Origin of the sequence: Micromonospora sp. NPDC048839, from assembly GCF_040649915.1 — a bacterium.
Lineage (GTDB): Bacteria > Actinomycetota > Actinomycetes > Mycobacteriales > Micromonosporaceae > Micromonospora.
Map to the genome: position 1 here is coordinate 71955 of NZ_JBEZGL010000004.1, position 16972 is coordinate 88926.

Sequence of the window (16972 nt, forward strand, 5' to 3'; positions counted from 1 at the left end):
CGCAGCCGGTCGGCATCAGGCACGCGACCGGCGGCAGGCAACACGTACGCGTGCACCGCCTCCCCGGTGACGTCGTCCGGACGCGAGCGATTGATGTGCTGCGGGCTCGCGGCGGTGCCTTCGCTGGTCCGGGAGACACCGGACGCCCCAGCACCGCTGACCCGACGGTCTACCGACCGGTGGTTGAGGCCACTGGTGGTCGTGCAAGACAAGAATTCGTCCGGACTTCTTGGCATGGGAAGCGCTTGACGATCCGCGGAAACGAGCCCGGTAACGGACGGGATTGCCGTAGGTGGATGAGTCGGTGATCCACGGCATGGAACGGCATTCGTGTGCGCCGTTCTTGTCCCCGGCGAGGTAGGTCAGGCAGGCGTGCCGCGCGTCGTACGGCCGGACCTTGCCGACTCCGACCTTGGTCATCAGCTCGTAGACCCGGCGGCGGAGCCAGTCGGTGCGCTGCGGTTGGCCGAGTTCGTTGACGAGGACGTAGCCGCTGTCGTTGTAGGCGTTACCGGCCTTTAGGCGTTCCTTCTTCTGCAGTGTGTGGAAGGCCTTGAGCGCCTGACCCACCAGCGGATCAAACGTCGGCCCCACCTTGTGGAGGGGTGACGCCATCGTAGGCACCGGTGACGGTCCTGAGGAGCTCGACATTGCTCGGGTAGGTCGCCGAGAGGAGTTCGCGTATTACGGGTTCACGGTCATAGTCGTCGGCCAGACGTAAGCCGAGGATGACGTTGGCCATCATGCCGGCGGCAAGGGTCTGACTGGCTTGTTCGGGTGTGAGATCGCCGCGGTTGACGAGCACTCGGTAGACGCGGAGGAAGCCGTCTCTGGCGAGTGGCCCGATCTCCGGATCGGTGCCGGCGGTGAAGGCGTGCGCGAGGCAGAGTTGCAATCCCTGCTCCTTGAACAGTTGAAGGTAGGCGACACCGATACGCGGTGCGAGGTCGCCAGGTGCTTCGTCGTCGATCGTCTGCTCGAACACCTCGACCACCCTGTCGAGCGCGTGTTCGATCGCGGCTCGGATGAGCGCGTCTTTGCTGCCGAACAGGGACACCACGTAGGGCTGGCTCACGGCGGCCTCGCGGGCGATGTCTGCCGTGGTGGTTGCGGCGAAGCCCTTGCTGCCGAAGATCCGGATCGCCGCAGCGAGCACGGAAGCGCGTCGCTGGGACGAGGAGACTCGTTTCTGGTCCATGGTTGACATGTTATCAATCAATCAATAACCTCTGCGATGCGCTGCCGACCGGCCACCTCGGCGGGCGCACCGGCGATCGCGGCGATCGGCTCCAGCCGTGCTTTCTCATGTGCGGTGTCACGTCGCGGATGCTGCGGCACAGCTCGCCGATGGGGCGTGGCACTGAGCAGTCCGGCACGATGAGAGGACCGGGTATGGACGTGCTGATGTTCGCCACAGTCGCGGTGCTGGGGTTCACGGCGTGCGCCGAGTTCGGCTCCTATGCTTTTGTGCATCCGGTGGTCAAGCGTCTGGCGCCGCGTGACCACATCCTGGTCGAACAGGGTCTGCTGCGTACCTTCGGGATCGTGATGCCGGTGCTGATGACGGCTTCGCTCGTGCTGGCTATCAGCTACGCGGCCCGCCCTGATGGGGCGGGGTTGCCCGAGGTGTTGCGTTGGGTTGCGGCCGCGACCTGGGCCACGGGCATCGTCACGACCGTGGTCGTGAACGTGCCGATCAACCTGTCCACACTGCGCTGGGACAAGGATTTCCCTCCGGAGCGCTGGCAAGAGCGCCGTAACCGCTGGGAGTGGTTTCAGGGATACCGTTCGTGGGCCTATCTCGCGGCCTTCCTGCTCGTCGCTCTCTCGGTCGCCACGGTCGGCTGAGGGAGTGTTGGGTTACCCGATGACCACGTGAAGTGAGTGGACGGGATCCGTTGTGGTGGAGGGGATTACAGAAGCGGATACCGGATCAAGTGCGACCGGCTTGCCGACGGTCAGTCGCGGCCAGTACCCGCCTGGCTTTGGATGCGGTGCCCGTGGGACGAGGTGGCGTGGCCTTCGTGGTCGTCGTCTACCTCGTAATCTTCCGTACCAGGACGGCCTGTCATGACGCGCCTCATGACACTTCAGGTCAGGAGTTCGCGGGCCAGGGCCTCGGTCCACCAGCGTTCGACGTGATCGGGTTGCCAGCCGCGTTCGTCGGTCAGTGTGGCGTAGACGTCGATGTTGCAGATCGCCGCATAGATATCGACGGCCGACGGAATGTCCAATCCTTGCCGGAGAACGCCTTCCGGCCACGACGAGAACACCTGGATCCTGGTCTTGTCCCCCTGCTGACGGCCGTCGCGGTAGGCGGTCGCCAGCGCGGGCTCGGTGCGGCCCGCCTCGCGTACGAGCGCGATGATGTCACCGGCACGCTCGAAGAGTCGCCGGTCGTAGCCGGCCATCGCCGCGAGCTGCCGCACCGGATCGTTGTCGGCCCCTTCCAGTTCAGCGAGCGACTGCGATGGATCCGCGGCGATGTCTGCCGCGTCGGCCAGGGCCTGGATCAGCCCGGTCTTGTTCCCGTACACCGCGTAGACGGTCGGCACCGAGACCCCGGCCTCCCGCGCCACGTCCCGTACCGTGGTCGCCGCCCAGCCGCGGGAGAGGAACAGCCGACGAGCGGCGCTGGCGATCTCACCCCTGGTCTCTGCCGCTTGCGCCATCCGGCGCAGCGACTCGTACCTGCGCCTGCCTGTCTCGGCGGTCAATGGCTTGTCGAACGCGTCCGTTCTGACGGAGGGGCGGGCGGCGCGGGATGACTACAGGTTTTGCAGGAAGGGAAGGAGGCTGTCGGTGGGGCGGTAGCGCTTCGTGTCCTCGGTGCGTGGTGCGGTGCGGGCCAGTGCTTTCTCCTTCAGGGCCGCACCCGTTGTGGTCGTGGCCGGGCGAACCCTGGACGAGTGATTCCGAATTGCGCAGCCGGCTCTACCCACTCGATAGCTTCTGGATCCACACCGCCGGCAACTCAGAGAGGGTTGGCTCGATCGCGCTGTACGCCAACGACTGCGGCACCGTTACGGGCCGCGCCCTTACCGACCACCGCGCCCAACAAGCCCAAGCCACCACCCATCAAGCGCGATAGCCCCCTCGACGCCCCACCAGATCGACCCCAGACGGAAGGCTCCGACCGCATCCGACGGCTCAGCCTGGCTCCGTGACGAAGTCGATGTGCTCGCCGCCAACAGCGTCGCGGCGGCGCTGCTCTCCCCGTTCGCAGGCACGCGCGGCCTGACCCGCCTGTTCAAGGTCTTCCACCACCCGGACGCCGGGCGGATCGAGCTCACGTACCACTAGGTTATCTGTCCAGCTATATCTGCTGTTCGGCCACCGCTGACGGCCTTACGGCGAGCAGCGGATATCCGACCGGAACCTCATCGCCCTCGCCAACGAAAACAGCCGCCACCGTTCCGGCGGCCGTGGCGGGGATTTCTGTATCGACCTTATGGGTCGATACCTCCGCTACCGCGTCACCGACCTGCACCGGTTCGTCCACGTGCTTCATGATCCGGACAACTGTGGCGGTCGTGACTCCCCCCCCAATTGGGGCATCTCGACCGCCACTGTATCCCTGGGCAGATCTGGCCAGGCTGATGCGTCCACGGCGGCTCGCGCGAGGCGACGCCTGTAAGCATCAACTGCCAGGGCGATCACAACCGCGAGGCCGACCAGTGGCGCGACGATGTTCCACGCCTCATGCGGCAACCTCATGCCGCCGATTATGGCTGGTTTCTCGCATCCGTTGACAGTTCAGCGAGGGCGCAGCATCAGCGCTGGTCTGAGCCCATAGACGCCAGGATCTGAATGACCAAGTGGGTGACGATCGGGGCGGATCCAGACGGGCATCCACGGACACCGACGGACGCAACTGCCAGCGTGGGGCACCTGATGTGATTCGAGGTGCTCGGCCGCCACCTTGAGGCGGCTGCTGTCGGGGTGGACGTAGACCCGCTTGGCGAGCGTGCTGCCGCCGGCGTGGCCGGCCCAAGCTTGCCAGCAGGACATCGGGCACTCCGGCGCCGGCGATGCAGGTCAGGAAGGCGTGCCGCGCGTCGTCCGGCCGAACCCTGCGGACTCCGACCTTGGCCCGGTCATCCACACGCGCCCTGTGACCGCCATCCCGAAGATCGGTCAATCGGCACGAATCAGGTCTTGGGTACGTCGCCCGAGCCGGAAGATCGCTAACCTTCAATAGATTTCGACTTCGCTGGCATCGAACTCGTAGGCTCAACCGAACTCCGCCTCTACTGGAAGGGCACGCCGCCCGCCGCGGTGACCACGGTTGTCAAGCGGCTCCGGCAGAGCGTTCCGATCAAGGTTGTGCCCGCGGCGTACGCGTTGCGCGAGCTGAAGACCGAAGCGACGCGGCTTGTCAAGGAGGGGACCACGTCCGGCATCGTCCTGGCGGCGCCGCTCGCCGATGGCAGCGGTCTTCGGCTCCGGGTCGCGGGCACCGCCATGACCCGGACGGCACAGGCACTGACCACGATTCCCACGTCGGTCGAGGTCGGTGACGCGCCGACGCCCACCGGCCGGTGGGCCGACACCGTACCGTTCTGGGGTGGATCGACAATCGAGCGATCCGCCGGCGGCAACAAGGTCACGCGCTGCACGACCGCGTTCGCCGGCCGGCGCAACAACCAGAACGTGCTGCTGACCGCCGCGCACTGCGGCTCGACCGGTCAGGCATGGACCACTCCGAGCGGCACCTACTTCTCGCAGATCGCGGTCGGCACCGCCAACTACGAGAAGCCCGACCTCGAGGCCATGTTCATTCCGGTGTCCGATCACCGCGGCCGGATCTACGACGGCGGGGTCGACCCGACGGGGCAGGGCATCGGCGAGTTCTCCAAGGCCGTCGCCGGCTGGGCACCGCCCGAGGTGGGACAGTACATCTGCCAGTCCGGCAGCTACTCCGGTGTCCGCTGCAGCATCCGGATCACGCTGAAGTGGGTCACGTACTCGCTTGACGGCATTATCGTCACCAACGGCGTCGAGGCGCAGCGCGACGACAAGACCAACGCGGTCGGCAAGGGCGACAGCGGCGGGCCAATTTTCCGGCTGTCCAGCGATCCGAACCGGGTCGTGGCCCTCGGCGTGCAGTCGGCGGGGGACAGCTCGACACCGGCCACCTGCACCGGCATCGCTACGCAGTGCTTCTGGCGGCTGTACTTCGCCGACATGACCCAGATCGTCGGCCAGACAGGGTTCACCGTCACCGTCGGCTGACGCCGTGGCCGTTGTTCCGGCGGAGCAGCCCCGCTCCGCCGGAACCGCGCCGCGTCAGTCGATCCGCACCGACCCGGAGATCGTCTCGACCAGCCCCGGGTCGGTCGACACGACCTCGACAACGATGTCGCGGTCGGGCACGACCATCAGCCATCGGGTACGCCCGTCCGGCATCGACCCCGCGCCGATACGCACCGGCACACCGCCGATCTCGCCGGCCGTCGAGGCGGCACTGTTCGCCGGGTCCGCGGTCAGGTCCGACTCGCGCAGCGCCACGTAGCTGACTTTCGGCTCCGGGCTCAACGCGCACATCGGCACGTTGCCGGGATCGAGTACGTAGGTGTCGGCCACCGGGGTCCCGCACTCCAGCCGGTTCTTCGGCCATGCCGCTGGCACCACCACGCTGACGCCCGCCTTGCGAAGCTCCCGGCCGGCGGCGACCAATTGCTCACTCGAACTAGAGCGGACGCGCGCCCACCAGACCACCCCGACAACGAGTGCCACGGCGACGGCTGCGGCAACCCAGATAGCTCGCCTGCTCATCCCACCTAACTCGGAAGTAGACCCACTTCCTCCCGATTAGGGCCGCTTCGCGCAGCGGAGCGACAGCGACTAGCCCCGAAGTCGACGGATCCTTATTGGACCTCTACCGCACCGTACCGGTGAAAGTCAACGTCACCGTGGGCGGGTCGGTCGCTGCGGGCGCGTCAGTACCTGTGCGGCCCAGTGTCGGGTCTGGGCGTGTCGATCCGGGTCCGCACCGGGATCGAGCGGCCCGCATCACCGAGGCGCTGTTGGTGCGCCGTGGACTGCTCCTGCACGGGCACCCGGAGTTGGCCGCCGCCGGGCCGGAGGACTTCCTCCGCCGCGTCGGGCAGCGCGCCGGGGTGGACCCGGCCACCGCCCGGAGCGGCACTGGCGCCGTCTTCGCCACCCTGCGTGAGGCGGTCATGGTGCGGGAGTTCCGGGAGATGGTGTCGCGGTTGCCGCGCGACGACGACGGTGCTGTCGGCCCCGTCCCGCCGGAACCGTTCACGCGCTGAACCCACGGCGCAGAGCGTGGAGCGACCCCGATGCCTCTGGTCGGGAAATTCCTCTACGCAATGAATGTGCGACCGCAAAAAGAGCCCCTGGTGATCGTTTTAGGCGAAAATCCGCCACTGCACCAGGGGGATGATCGGACGATTTTCGTCATCCCTCGTCTGATCACCCGCTAGCCCTTCGGGTCGACTCTAGTCAATGATCTTCCGCGCCAGGCATTGAGTCCTATGCTCGCTCCATCGTGAAGTCCTGGGGGGATCATGATCAATGTAGCCGGCCGCGGCGTGTCCGTCTTGCGTGGAGCGATGTGCGCGTCCTGAGATGGAAAATTCGACGCTGATCCGTCGCTTCGGCGATGCCACTACCGCCCGGCCCAACCATCCCGCCGTGCTCGGTGACACCGGCCCGCTCGACTACGCCGGCCTGGCCGGCCTGGCCGGCGGCCACGCCGAGCTGCTGGCCGGGGCCGGCGTTCAACCCGGCGACCGGGTCGGACTGCTGACCACACACGGCGCCGGCACCATCGCCGCGATGCTGGGCACCCTCGCCGCAGGCGCCGCCTACGTGCCGCTCGACCCGGGCTTCCCGGAGCAGCGACTGCGCCAGCTCGTCGACGGCGCCGACGTCACCGTGCTGCTCAGCGGGGGCGAGCACACCGAGCTGGCCCGCCGGCTCGCCACCGACCGGCCCGGCACGCGGGTCGTCCCCGCCGTCGACGTGCGGCCGGCGCCGCTGCGGCCGGTGTCGGTGGACCCGGACGCCCTCGCGTACGTGCTGTTCACCTCCGGCTCCACCGGCCGGCCCAAGGCGGTCGGGCAGACCCACCGCAACCTGCTGCACGTGGTGGACAACCAGATCGCCACCCTCGACCTGCGTCCGGACGACCGGCTCAGCCTGCTCGCCTCGTTCAGCTTCGACGCGGCCATCCCCGACCTCTACCCGGCGTTGCTCACCGGCGCCGCCGTCGTCCCGGTCGACCTGCGCCGCCACGGGCTGGCGTACGCCGTCGAGCAACTGGCCCGGCACGGCGTCACCGTCTACCACTCCACCCCGACGGTCTTCCGGTACCTGCTGGACACTCCCGGCGTCGACCGGCTCGACCGGGTCCGGGTGGTGCTGCTCGGTGGCGAACAGGCCAGCTACGCCGACGCCGCCCGCGCCCAGGGTCACTTCGCCCCGGGTTGCGTGCTCGTCAACGGCTACGGTGCCACCGAGATGACCTTCGCGGCCCGGTCCGCGTTGCCGCTGGCCGACGTCGACCGTACGGCCACCGGGCCGCTGCCGATCGGCACCGCCCTGCCCGGGTACGCGCTGCGGCTGACACCGGACGGCGAGATCGTGGTGCGCGGCCGGCACCTCGCCCCCGGCTACCTCGACCAGGTCAGCGACCGGTTCGGGCTGGACCCCGACGGGGTGCCGGCGTACCGCACCGGCGATCTCGGCGAGCTGCTGCCCACCGGCGAGCTGCGCTGCCTCGGCCGCCTCGACCGGCAGGTCAAGGTGCGCGGGTTCCGGGTCGAGCTGACCGAGATCGAGTCGGTGCTCGCCGCCGAGCCGAGCGTCGCCGAGGTGCGTGCCATCGCCCGCGACGGCGAGCTGCTGGCGTACGTCCGGTCGACCGGGACACCGGTGGACCCGGCCGCGCTGCGGGCCGCCCTGGCCCGGCAACTACCCGAGTACGCACTGCCCCGCGCCGTCGTGCCGGTCGCCGAGTTTCCGCTGACCATCAGCGGAAAGATCGACGAACGGGCGCTGCCGGCGCCGGCCCGGGCCGTGCTGGCCGAGGATCGACCGGCCAACCCGACCGAGCGGATCGTGCACGACATCTGGTGCACCGTGCTCGGCCGGGACGCTGTCGGCCGCACCGACAGCTTCTTCGACGTCGGCGGGCAGTCCCTGCTGCTCGGCCAGGTGCAGCAGCGGCTGACCGAACGGTTCGGGGTCCGGCTGCCGCTGCTGCGGCTCTTCGACCATCCGACGGTCGCCGCCCAGGCTCGACTGGTCGACCCGCCGCCGTCCGCCGACCTGCCGGCCCCGCCCGTCGCGACCGCCTCGGCGTCCACCGCGTCGCCGTCCACCGGCGGTGCGTACTCCTCGTCGGTCGGCGTCCGCGAGTACACCGGCGAGGAGATCGCCGTGGTCGGTCTCGCCGGCCGGTTCCCGGGAGCGGCGGACGTGGCCACCTTCTGGTGGAACCTGTGCGCCGGCGTGGACGCCATCCACGACCACAGCGACGAGGAGTTGGCGGCGCTGGGCGTCGGCCCCGGGCTGCGCGCCGACCCCCGGCACGTGAAGGCCACCGGGCGACTCGACGGCATCGCCGACTTCGACGCGGAGTTCTTCTCCTTCGGCGACCAGGAGGCCGCCCGTACCGACCCGCAGCACCGGCTGTTCCTGGAGACCGCGTGGGAGGCGCTGGAGGACGCCGGCCACGACCCGACCCGGTTCCCCGGCCTCGTCGGCGTGTACGGCGCCACCTCCGTCAACCGTTACTTCCTCTTTCACCTGATGGACAACCCGGCCGTGATCGGTGACGTCGATCCGGACGACTGGGAGGCCCGCCTGATCGGCCGGCAGCTCACCGACCACCTGCCCGGCCAGGTGGCGTACCGGCTGGGGTTGACCGGGCCGGCGGTGGCCGTGCAGAGCGCCTGCTCCAGCTCGCTGGTCGCGGTCTGCCTGGCCGCGCAGAGCCTGGCCGACTACCAGTGCGACATCGCTCTGGCCGGTGGCGTGAGCGTCACCTGGCCCCGGCACCGGCACACCCCCGGTGGCCTGGCCTCACCGGACGGCCGCTGCCGGGCCTTCGACGAGGCCGCCCAGGGCGCCGGCTTCGGCTCCGGCGTCGGGGTGGTGGCGCTGCGTCGGCTCGCCGACGCGCAGGCCGACGGGGACCGCGTCCTCGCGATCCTGCCCGGCTGGGCGGTCACCAACGACGGTGCCGACCGGGCCGGCTACGCCGTCCCCGGGCCGGCCGGGCAGGCCGCCGCGGTGGCCGGCGCGCTCGCCGCCGCCGAGGTCGCCCCGGGCGAGGTCCGTCTCGTCGAGGCACACGGCAGCGGTACGCCGCTCGGGGACGCCATCGAGGTGGCCGCGCTGCACGAGGTGTACGAGGGTGCCGCCCCCGCCGAGACCTGCGCGCTCGGCTCGGTGAAGACCACCATCGGTCACCTCGACGCCGCGGCCGGCATCGCCGGGCTGATCAAGGCGGTGCTGGCCGTACAGCACGGGGTCATCCCGCCGAACCTGCACTTCACCCGTCCGCACCCGGAGATCGATCTGGCCGCCGGTCCGTTCTACGTACCGACGAAGGCGCGGGACTGGCCCGACGTGCCGCGCCGGGTGGCCGGGGTCAGCTCGTTCGGGCTGGGCGGCACCAACGCGCACGTCGTGGTGGAGCAACCACCCGCGGTCGAGCCGGTCGACACCGGGTCGGCCCGCGCGCACCTGCTGCCGGTGTCGGCGCGTACCCCCGCGGCCCTGCGGGCGGCCCTGACCCGGCTGCGGCGGCACCTGGCGGGCACCGCGCCCACGCTGGCCGAGGTCGCCGCGACGCTGGCGCTGGGCCGACGGGAGTTCGGCTGCCGGGCCTCGGTGGTCGCCACCACCCCGGCCGACGCGGTCGCCGCGCTCGACGCGTTACTGGCCACGGACACCCGAGTGGTCGGTCCGGCCGGCCCGCTGCGCGACCTGGCCGCCGGTTGGGTGACCGGCCGGTCCCTGGACTGGACGGCCCTGCACCCGGCCGGCGGCGTCCGACGAACCTCGCTGCCCACCTACCCCTTTCAGCGGCAGCGGTACTGGATCGAACCTCCTCAGAAAGGTGTTCGGTGAACTGGTTCCTCTCCGCCGGCAGCCGCGATCCGGCACCGGCGCAATTGTTCTGCCTGCCCTATGCCGGCGCCGGAGCCGGCGCGTTCCGCAACTTCCCGGGCCGATTCGGTCCGGACATCGAGGTGCTGCCGGTGCAGCTCCCCGGCCGGGAGAACCGGATCAGCGAGGACCCCCGGTTCCGGGTGGTCGACGTGGCGAGCGCCATCGCCGGGCGGGCCACCGGGCCCTACGCCATCTACGGCCACTCGATGGGCGGCCGGCTCGGCTTCGAGGTGGTCCGCGAGCTGCGCCGCGCCGGGCGTCCACTGCCGCTGCGGCTCTACGTCGGCGGCGCCCGCGCACCGCACGTCACCGCGCCCACCATCTTCGACGGGCTGTCCCAGGTGGACGACGACGAGCTGCTGCGCCGGCTGGGGACCGGCGGCGGCCTGCCCGCCGGCGTGCTGGAGCACCCCGAGCTGGTCGACCTGCTGCTGCCGCTGCTGCGCGCCGACTTCGAGCGGGTGGACACCTACCGGTACCGGCCCGAGGAGCCGCTGCCGGTGCCGATCATCGCGTTCACCGGCCGGCGCGACCCGGCGGTGACCCGGGAGCAGAGCGCGGCCTGGCGGGAGCACACCGCCGCCGGCTTCACCCTGCACGAGCTGGACGGCGGGCACTTCTTCCTGCACGACGCGTTGCCCGACCTGGCCGACGCGATCCGCGCTGACCTGACCGCGGCGCTCAGCGCCGAACCGCCGGCCGCCGCGCCGAGGGCGGCCGCCGCCGCGCACCGCGTCCCGCTGGGCGACACCGGCTGGTCGGTGTGGCGCGACGCCGTCCTGCGCAGCACCGGCTTCCCGGCCGACGGGCTGACCCTACTGTCCGCGCCGCACGCCGCCGCGGCGGCCGACGAGCTGCTGACCACCGGCACCGGCGCCGACGTTTTCGACAAGGAGTTCGCCGAGGCGCTGTCCACGGCCACCCGGCGGATCACCGAGCTGGCCGCCGACCCGCTGCTACGCGAGGCGGTCACCTGGCAGAACCGGGGGGTGCTGCCCACCCTGGACGGGCTGATCCGTGGTGGCTCCGACGCTCCCCGCAACACCCGTAGGCGCGAGCGCGAACGGGCCGTCATCAGGTACTGGCAGCGCTACTGCGGCAAGAACGAGACCGTCGGCTTCTTCGGCCCGAGCTGCTGGGTCACCCTCGACCCAGAGCTGCCGGTCGCCGCCGAGGTCCGGCCGGGAGCGGCGCTGACCCGTGACCGCTGGGTGTGGTTCGAGTCCTGGGCGCTGACCGTGTACGCGCAGCGGATCGCCGAGGACCTGGCCGTCCGCCGCTGGTGGGCACCCCAGCTCGCCCCGCACCTGAGCCTCGCCGGCCGGGAGGTGCGCCGGCCGGGTCGACCCCCGGTGCCCCTGTCGCCGGTCGAGGCGGCACTGCTCGGTGCCGCCGACGGCCACCGCCCCGCCCACGAGCTGGTCACCGACCCGGCCGTCGGTCTGCGTCGGCCGGAGGACGGGTACGCGCTGCTCGACCGGCTGGTGCAGCGGGACCTGGCCACCTGGGACGCCGCGCTGCCGGTGAGCCCGGCCGCCGAGGAGGTGCTGCGGCAGCGGATCACGCAGGTCGGCGACGCCCCCGCGCGGGCCGCCGCCCAGGCCGGCTTCGATCGGCTGTGCGCCGCCCGGGACGCGGTCGCCGCCGCGGCCGGCGATCCGGACCGGCTGCACGCCGCGCTGAACGCGCTCGACGAGACGTTCACCGACCTGACCGGGCAGCCGGCGCAGCGCCGGGCCGGGCAGATGTACGCCGGTCGGACGCTCTGCTACGAGGACACCAGCCGTGACCTGGACGTGGTCTTCGGCGCACCGCTGCTGGACGGGATCGCCGCCCCGCTCGCCGTGCTGCTGCGGGCCGCCCGCTGGCTGGCCGGCGCCTTGGAGGAGGCGTACGCGGTGGTGTTCCGGGAGCTGTACGACGAGCTGCGCGCCGAGGCCGGCGACGCCCCGGTGGCCCTGTCCGACCTGTGGTTCCTGGTCCAGGGCATGTTCTGGGGCAGCGGGCCGCGCCCGGTCGACGCGGTGGCGGGCGACTTCGCGGCCCGCTGGGCGGGGCTGTTCGGGCTGGCCGACCTGCCGCCGGGCAGCACCGACGTGCGGCTGGACGTGGCGGACCTGGCCGCCCGGGTCGACGAGGTCTTCCCCGTTCTCCGGCCAAACTGGTCGAACTCCCGGCTGCACAGCCCCGACCTGCAGATCTGCGCGGCCGACGCCGACGCGCTGGCCCGCGGCGACTACACCGTGGTGCTCGGCGAGCTGCACGCCGCCTGGCCGTCGTTCGACTGTGCGGTGCTCACGGCCGCACATCCGGACGTGGAGCGGCTACGCGACGCGCTGGCGGCCGACCTCGGCCCGAACCGGATCCGGCTGCTCTATCCCACCGACTGGCCGCGCCGCACCAGCCGGGTCGCCGAGTCGCTGATCGGCCCCACCGACCGGCAGGTGGCCTTCGCGTCCGCGCCCAACGCCGACCCGGACCGGGTGCTGCCCACGGTGGCGCTGACCGTGCGGGACGAGGACGGCCGACTGACGGTCGTGGCCCCCGACGGGCAGCGCTGGCTCCTGACCGAGGTCTGCGCCGGGCTGCTCAGCCTGCACGCCGTGGACGGGTTCAAGCTGGTCGCGGCCGCCCCGTACACCCCGAGGATCACGCTGGACCGGCTCGTGGTGGCCCGGCAGACCTGGCGGACCACAGTCGGCGCGTGCGACTTCGGCGCGGCGCAGGGTGAGCGGGCCCGCTTCCTGGCCGTACGGGACTGGCGACGTCGGTTGGGCCTGCCCGAGCAGGTGTACGTCAAGCTCGGCACCGAGACCAAGCCCTGCTTCGTCGACCTGAGCAGCCCCGCCTTCGCTGACATGTTCTGCGTGATGGTCCGGGCGGCCCGGCGTGACGGCGGCGACGACACGACGGTGGTGGTCAGCGAGATGCTGCCCACCGAACAGGACGCCTGGGTGCCCGACGGGGCCGGTCGGCGTTACTTCAGCGAACTGCGACTGCACATCGTGGACGCCGACGAGCCGGAACCGGTCCGATGAGTCACGTGCTGCCACTGGGCGGGACGGGCTGGTCGGCGTGGCGGGACGTGGTGCTGCGTACCGCCGGCTTCCCGGCCGAGGGTCTGACCGACGTCGCCGCCCCGGACGCTGCCGACGGGTTGCTCGCCCAACGCGGTCGTGGTCACCGAGCTGTTACCGGCACCGGGCGACAGCTGGGTGACCGACGCGCAGAGCCGCGGCCACGTCAGTGAGCTGCGCCTGCAGATGACCGATCCGCACAGCTATCCCGGGGGGAACGGGTGACCGACCTACTGTCCAGCAACGCCGTACGGGGCGAGGCCCTGCCCTGGCCGGACGCGACGATCGCCGAGCTGGTGGTCGCGCAGGCCGCCCGTACGCCGGACGCGACGGCGGTGCGCCAGTGGGACAGCCGGCTCAGCTATGCCGAGCTGCTGTCCCAGGCCGCCGGGGTGGCTGCCGCGCTGCGAGCCCGCGGCGTCGGCCGACAGAGTCTGGTGGGAGTGTGCGGCAGCCGCCGGCCGGAGCTGGTGGCGACCGTGCTGGGGGTGTTGCTGGCCGGCGGTTGCTACGTGCCGCTGGAGCCGGGCGGCCCGCGTCGGCGGCTTCGCGGGATCGCCGCCGACGCGGGCATTTCCCTGGTGGTCGGCGACGCCGCCGAGACCGAGTTCGGTGACGCCCCCGGCGTCGAGGCGATCGGGTTGCCCGGTCCCGCCCCCCTCGCGCCCTGCCCGGCCCGTCCCGGGGACCCGGCGTACGTGCTGTTCACCTCGGGCTCCACGGGTCGACCCAAGGGTGTGCTGACCAGCCACCGCAATGTGGTGGAGTTCGTCACGGGCGTGGCCGCGCTCAGCGGTGCCGACGCCGGCGTACGCAGCCTCGGCCTGGCGTCGCTCGGCTTCGACGCGGCCACCATCGACCTGTTCGTGCCGCTGCTGCTCGGCGGGACGGTGCAGCTCCTCGGCGCATCGGATCGCGCCGACCCGGTCCGGCTGACCCGGTTCATCATCGAGCACGAGGTCAACTGGGGTTTCATCACGCCCACCGTGCTGGCCATGCTGGACCCGGCCGACCTGCCCGGCTGGCGTACGGTGCTCTGCGGTGGCGAGGCGGTGCCCGCCGACCTGGCCGCCCGCTGGGCGCCCGGCCGCCGCTTCCTCAACGCGTACGGCCCGACCGAGACGACCGTGCTGGCAGTCAGCGGCCCGTTGAGCGCCACCGAGATCGACCCGGTACCGATCGGCCGGCCGATGCCCAACCACCGGGCGTACGTGGTGGACGCGGTGCTGGACCTGGTGCCGCCGGGCGAGACCGGTGAGCTGCTGATCGGCGGGCCCGGCCTGGCCGACGGCTACCTGGGCCGGCCGGCGCTGACCGCCGAGCGGTTCGTTCCGGACCCGTTCTCCGGGCTGCCCGGCGAGCGGTTGTACCGCACCGGCGACCTGGTGCGGCAGGACCCGGACGGGCGGATCGTCTACCTGGGCCGGGCCGACCGGCAGGTGAAGATCCGTGGGCAGCGCATCGAGCTGGGCGAGGTCGAGGCGGTGCTCGCCGACCTGCCAGGGGTGACCGGGGTGGCCGTCGAGGCGGTGCCCGGTCCGGCCGGCACCGAGCTGGTCGCGTTCCTCACTCCGGCGGATGCCCCCGACGACGCGCGGCTGCGCGCGTACGCCGGCAGTCGGTTGACCACGGCGATGCTGCCGGCCCGGGTGCTGCGCAGCGCGGCCCTGCCGATCAGCCCGATCAGCGGCAAGCTGGACCGCCTCGCGTTGCGCGCGCTGGCCGCGGACCGCACCGCCTTCTCCGCCGACACCGTCGCTCCGGAGGTGCCCGGTGGTCCCCTCGCGGCGGCCGTGGCCGGCATCTGGACCCGGCTGCTCGGCGCGGCACCCGGGCCGGCGACCGACTTCCTCGCCGCCGGAGGCAACTCCATCGCGGCGATGCGCCTGGTCGCCGCGCTGCGCGCCGAGCTGGGCCGGCAGCTCGACACCCGTGAGGTGTTCACCGAGCGCACCTTCGGCCGGCTCGCCGAGCGGGTGGCCGCCGCACCCGTCGGCGACGACCGGCTGAGCACCGGCAACCCGCCCACTCTCTCCCCACCGCAACGCCGGCTCTGGTTCGTCGACCAGCTCGCGCCGTCCAGCGCGCCGTACAACATCGCGGTGGCGCACCGGCTGCTCGGCCCGCTGGACATCGCGGCCCTCGGCGCGGCACTGCGGACCGTCGCCGAGCGGCACGACGTGCTGCGCTGGCGCATCCCGCAGACCGCCGGAGTGCCCTACGCGGTCTGCGCCGAGCCGACCGACGTGGCGGTGCCGGTGGTCGACCTGACCGGCAGCGCCGAGCCGAAGGCGGAGCTGGCCCAGATGCTCGCCGCCGGTGCCGCGCATCCGTTCGACCTGGCCACCGGGCCACCCTGGCAGGTGACCGTCTACCGGCTCGGCCCGGCCGAGCACGTGCTGGCCGTCACCTGGCACCACGCCGTCTTCGACGGTTGGTCGGAGCGAATCTGCTACGACGACCTCGCCGCCGGGTACGCCCAGTCGGTGGCCGGCACGGCGCCCACACTGCCGGCGCTGCCGGCCCGGTACGCCGACTACGCGGTGTGGCGTGCCGAGCGCGACCGGCTGCGGGGCGAGCCCGACCTGGCCTGGTGGACGGGGCACCTGGACGGCGTGCCGACCGTGCTGGACCTGCCCCGGGACCGGCCGCGGCCGGCGGTGCAGACGTACGCCGGGGCGGAGGCGGCGGTCCGGCTGCCCGCCGACACCGACCGCGCGGTCCGCGAGCTGGCCGAGCGTCGCGGCACCACGGTCGCCGCGGTGCTGCTGGCGGCCTTCGGTGAGCTGATCGCGCGGCTCACCGGTGGCGACGACCACGTGCTCGGGGCGATCGTCGCCGACCGGCGGTTGGCCGCCTTCGACGACGTCATCGGCTTCTTCATCGACACGGTGCCGGTACGGGTCCGCACCGGCGGGGTGAGCTTCGCCGAGCTGGTCGACCGCTGTGCCGGGGAGTTGCACGAGGTCGCCGCCCACCCGGGGGCCCCACTGGAACGCATCGTCGAGGCGCTCGGCGTCGGCCGGGACACCGCCCGCGCACCGCTGGTGCAGGTGCTGTTCAACGTGCTCAACTTCGCGCCGCCCGCGCTGACGTTGACCGGGTTGGCCGCCGAGCCGGTGTCGGTGCCCAAGCCGGGCTCGCCGTTCGACATCACCGTCTACGTGGTGCAGCACGGCGGTCGTACGGGCGTCGAGGTGGTCTACAACCCGGACCTGTTCGACGCCGGGCGCGTCAACGACCTGCTCGCCGACCTGGCCGAGCTGGTGGGCGCGCTGACCGCGGCGGCGGACACACCGGCCCGCGAGGTCGCCACCGCGCTGCCCCGACCCACCGTGCGGGTGCCGCAGCTCGGCGCGATGACGGTCGCCGGCGGTGACCCGGTCGGCCCCCCACCCGCGCTGATGCCTGTCGGCCCGGACGGGCTCACCGAGACCGAGGAGCTGATCGCCGGGATCTGGCGGGAGGTGCTGGAGCACGACCGGGTCGGGGTGACCGACAACTTCTTCGACATCGGCGGGCACTCGCTGGCGCTCGCCGCCGTGCACGCCCGGCTGACCGCCGCGACCGGCCGGTCCATCCGCATGCTCGACCTGTTCCGCCACCCCACCGTCCGAGCGCTCGCCGCCAGCCTCGACGGTGCCGCCGACCGGCCGGAGCTGGCCCGGGCCGCCCTGCGGGCCGCCGCACGCCGCGGCCGTACCCGTCGTAACCCACCTCGCCGCCCCGGCGGCTCCGCGTGA

At 71.9% G+C, this 16972-nt stretch carries 13 protein-coding genes; 8 read left to right on the plus strand and 5 right to left on the minus strand.

The window, feature by feature from the left end; genetic code table 11:
* Positions 1 to 15: 15 nt before the first annotated feature.
* Both AB0C25_RS09230 and AB0C25_RS09235 read right to left on the minus strand, forming a co-directional pair.
* Positions 16 to 570 (minus strand): hypothetical protein, encoded by a 555-nt coding sequence (locus AB0C25_RS09230; protein WP_357371204.1) that lies wholly within the window; start codon positions 568 to 570, stop codon positions 16 to 18.
* Positions 571 to 577: 7 nt separating this feature from the next.
* Positions 578 to 1198: a TetR/AcrR family transcriptional regulator gene (locus AB0C25_RS09235; protein ID WP_357371206.1), complete on the minus strand. Its 621-nt coding sequence runs from the start codon at positions 1196 to 1198 to the stop codon at positions 578 to 580.
* Positions 1199 to 1392: 194 nt separating this feature from the next.
* On the opposite strand from AB0C25_RS09235, the gene AB0C25_RS09240 reads away from it, so the two are divergent.
* Positions 1393 to 1848 carry a DUF1772 domain-containing protein gene (locus AB0C25_RS09240; RefSeq protein WP_196926089.1) on the plus strand — a complete coding sequence of 152 codons (456 nt, stop codon included), beginning with the start codon at positions 1393 to 1395 and terminating at the stop codon, positions 1846 to 1848.
* Positions 1849 to 2090: 242 nt separating this feature from the next.
* On the opposite strand, the gene AB0C25_RS09245 is transcribed toward AB0C25_RS09240, so the two are convergent.
* Positions 2091 to 2672, minus strand: a complete 582-nt coding sequence (locus tag AB0C25_RS09245) for a helix-turn-helix domain-containing protein (RefSeq protein WP_357371979.1) — start codon at positions 2670 to 2672, stop codon at positions 2091 to 2093.
* A 505-nt stretch (positions 2673 to 3177) separates the two neighbouring features.
* On the opposite strand from AB0C25_RS09245, the gene AB0C25_RS09250 reads away from it, so the two are divergent.
* Positions 3178 to 3303: a hypothetical protein gene (locus AB0C25_RS09250; RefSeq protein WP_357371209.1), complete on the plus strand. Its 126-nt coding sequence runs from the start codon at positions 3178 to 3180 to the stop codon at positions 3301 to 3303.
* Between the two features lie 13 nt (positions 3304 to 3316).
* On the opposite strand, the gene AB0C25_RS09255 is transcribed toward AB0C25_RS09250, so the two are convergent.
* On the minus strand, positions 3317 to 3601 hold the full coding sequence (locus AB0C25_RS09255; protein WP_357371981.1) for a lipoyl domain-containing protein: 285 nt from the start codon (positions 3599 to 3601) through the stop codon (positions 3317 to 3319).
* 677 nt (positions 3602 to 4278) lie between these two features.
* On the opposite strand from AB0C25_RS09255, the gene AB0C25_RS09260 reads away from it, so the two are divergent.
* On the plus strand, positions 4279 to 5235 hold the full coding sequence (locus tag AB0C25_RS09260; RefSeq protein WP_357371211.1) for a trypsin-like serine protease: 957 nt from the start codon (positions 4279 to 4281) through the stop codon (positions 5233 to 5235).
* Between the two features lie 54 nt (positions 5236 to 5289).
* Here the strand turns inward: AB0C25_RS09260 and AB0C25_RS09265 are convergent, their stop codons facing one another.
* Positions 5290 to 5778, minus strand: coding sequence for a hypothetical protein (locus AB0C25_RS09265; protein WP_357371214.1), 489 nt, complete (start codon positions 5776 to 5778; stop codon positions 5290 to 5292).
* A 254-nt stretch (positions 5779 to 6032) separates the two neighbouring features.
* On the opposite strand from AB0C25_RS09265, the gene AB0C25_RS09270 reads away from it, so the two are divergent.
* The 5 genes from AB0C25_RS09270 to AB0C25_RS09290 all read left to right on the plus strand — a co-directional run bounded on the left by AB0C25_RS09270 (position 6033) and on the right by AB0C25_RS09290 (position 16972).
* Positions 6033 to 6278, plus strand: a complete 246-nt coding sequence (locus AB0C25_RS09270) for a DUF2267 domain-containing protein (RefSeq protein ID WP_357371216.1) — start codon at positions 6033 to 6035, stop codon at positions 6276 to 6278.
* Positions 6279 to 6597: 319 nt separating this feature from the next.
* Positions 6598 to 10110 (plus strand): AMP-binding protein, encoded by a 3513-nt coding sequence (locus tag AB0C25_RS09275; protein WP_357371218.1) that lies wholly within the window; start codon positions 6598 to 6600, stop codon positions 10108 to 10110.
* Positions 10107 to 13190, plus strand: a complete 3084-nt coding sequence (locus AB0C25_RS09280) for a thioesterase domain-containing protein (protein ID WP_357371220.1) — start codon at positions 10107 to 10109, stop codon at positions 13188 to 13190. The genes AB0C25_RS09275 and AB0C25_RS09280 overlap by 4 nt, the downstream gene beginning before the upstream one ends.
* Entirely contained in the window at positions 13187 to 13402 is a 216-nt protein-coding gene (locus tag AB0C25_RS09285) for a hypothetical protein (protein ID WP_357371222.1), read from the plus strand. Before AB0C25_RS09280 ends, AB0C25_RS09285 begins: the two co-directional genes overlap by 4 nt.
* Before the next feature lie 48 nt (positions 13403 to 13450).
* Complete coding sequence (locus AB0C25_RS09290; RefSeq protein WP_357371224.1) at positions 13451 to 16972, plus strand: amino acid adenylation domain-containing protein; 3522 nt, start codon at positions 13451 to 13453, stop codon at positions 16970 to 16972.

What these genes read in the sequence shown, in the direction of transcription:
- AB0C25_RS09265 (WP_357371214.1), bottom strand. Translation starts at nt 5,778, where the DNA reads ATGAGCAGGCGAGCTATCTGGGTTGCCGCAGCCGTCGCCGTGGCACTC.
- AB0C25_RS09245 (WP_357371979.1), bottom strand. Translation starts at nt 2,672, where the DNA reads ATGGCGCAAGCGGCAGAGACCAGGGGTGAGATCGCCAGCGCCGCTCGT.
- AB0C25_RS09285 (WP_357371222.1), top strand. Translation starts at nt 13,187, where the DNA reads ATGAGTCACGTGCTGCCACTGGGCGGGACGGGCTGGTCGGCGTGGCGG.
- AB0C25_RS09275 (WP_357371218.1), top strand. Translation starts at nt 6,598, where the DNA reads ATGGAAAATTCGACGCTGATCCGTCGCTTCGGCGATGCCACTACCGCC.
- AB0C25_RS09235 (WP_357371206.1), bottom strand. Translation starts at nt 1,198, where the DNA reads ATGGACCAGAAACGAGTCTCCTCGTCCCAGCGACGCGCTTCCGTGCTC.
- AB0C25_RS09240 (WP_196926089.1), top strand. Translation starts at nt 1,393, where the DNA reads ATGGACGTGCTGATGTTCGCCACAGTCGCGGTGCTGGGGTTCACGGCG.